Annotated in this window: 2 protein-coding genes; one reads left to right on the top strand and one right to left on the bottom strand. The window is 63.2% G+C overall.

Going from position 1 to position 899, the window contains the following annotated elements; all coding sequences use genetic code 11:
- Positions 1-32: 32 nt before the first annotated feature.
- The gene (locus QHF83_RS53355; RefSeq protein ID WP_282425888.1) at positions 33-740 is read right to left on the bottom strand and encodes a transposase; all 708 of its coding nucleotides are present in this window, start codon (positions 738-740) and stop codon (positions 33-35) included.
- On the opposite strand from QHF83_RS53355, the gene QHF83_RS53350 reads away from it, so the two are divergent.
- Positions 687-899, top strand: a 213-nt coding sequence (locus tag QHF83_RS53350; RefSeq protein ID WP_282425889.1) for a hypothetical protein, incomplete at its 3' end; no start/stop codon positions are given. The genes QHF83_RS53355 and QHF83_RS53350 overlap by 54 nt on opposite strands.

The following is an 899-nucleotide window of genomic DNA, read 5'->3' as shown; positions in this document are numbered from 1 at the left end:
CTAGAGCATCGTTCAGTTCGTTTCCATCATGATCACGCGGCCATAGCCGTTCGGCCACGCCGCTCGATCACTTCGAGGTTCAGGAAGGCTGCGTAGCGGCGGAGGTCGAAGAGGTTCCTGCGCGCGCCGCGATACCGTGCTCGCGGCCCTTGCTTGGCTGCCAGGTGGGCGAGCCGGTGCTCGACATGCACGCGCTTTCGGAGCGCATCGCGCCCGCTTGCCGTCTGGACGAGCCTCCGGAAACGCTGTTGCCGCTGCTCGTCATCGGCAATCTTGACCGTTCGCCCAGCGTCGTTCGCGGCCTTCGTGCAACGCGCTCGGAGGGGGCACGGCCCACAAGTTGCCGCGTTGAATTGCACGAGCCCACCTGACGTGAGCTTCTGCGTCTGACCTGCGGGACACGTGATGGTCAAGAGTCGGAAATTCATCTTGAAGTCCGACTTGGAGAAGAGTGAGCCATTCGTCGCATTTCGGGGCTTGCAGAGGACCGTCGCACCGTTCTCCTCTGCGCTCTCGATGAGCTTGCTGTCCACGTAAGCCCGGTCGACGTATACCTCTCCAATGTCAGCGCGTCGCGGCGACCGAGAAAGGTCTTCCTTCAGCCCTGCTGCGCCCTCTCCCTCTGGCCGATTGGCTGGGGTGATCGAGCACGCCAGGATGAGCTCGGTGTCCAGGTCGTTCGCGATATGCTGCTTGTAGCCGTTGAATCGCTTGGTCTTGCTTTTGCGACCGTGGCGCATCTCTGGATCTTCGACCGAGATGCGTCGATCCTTGGCGACTCCTTCGCGGATACGGGGACCTCCGCCGCCGGGCGGCTCAGGATCCAGATCCTGCGCGCGGAGCTGCTCGACGACATCGAGCAGCTCCTTGAGGGGCGACTCCTCGACGGCTTTGCCGGC

Origin of the sequence: Polyangium sp. 15x6, from assembly GCF_029960785.1 — a bacterium.
In the GTDB taxonomy this organism is placed as follows: domain Bacteria; phylum Myxococcota_A; class Polyangia; order Polyangiales; family Polyangiaceae; genus Polyangium.
This window is presented reverse-complemented; position numbering and strand designations above follow the sequence as displayed.

Coding starts and splice junctions, on each gene's coding strand:
- QHF83_RS53355 (WP_282425888.1), bottom strand. CDS start 740: ATGCGCCACGGTCGCAAAAGCAAGACCAAGCGATTCAACGGCTACAAG.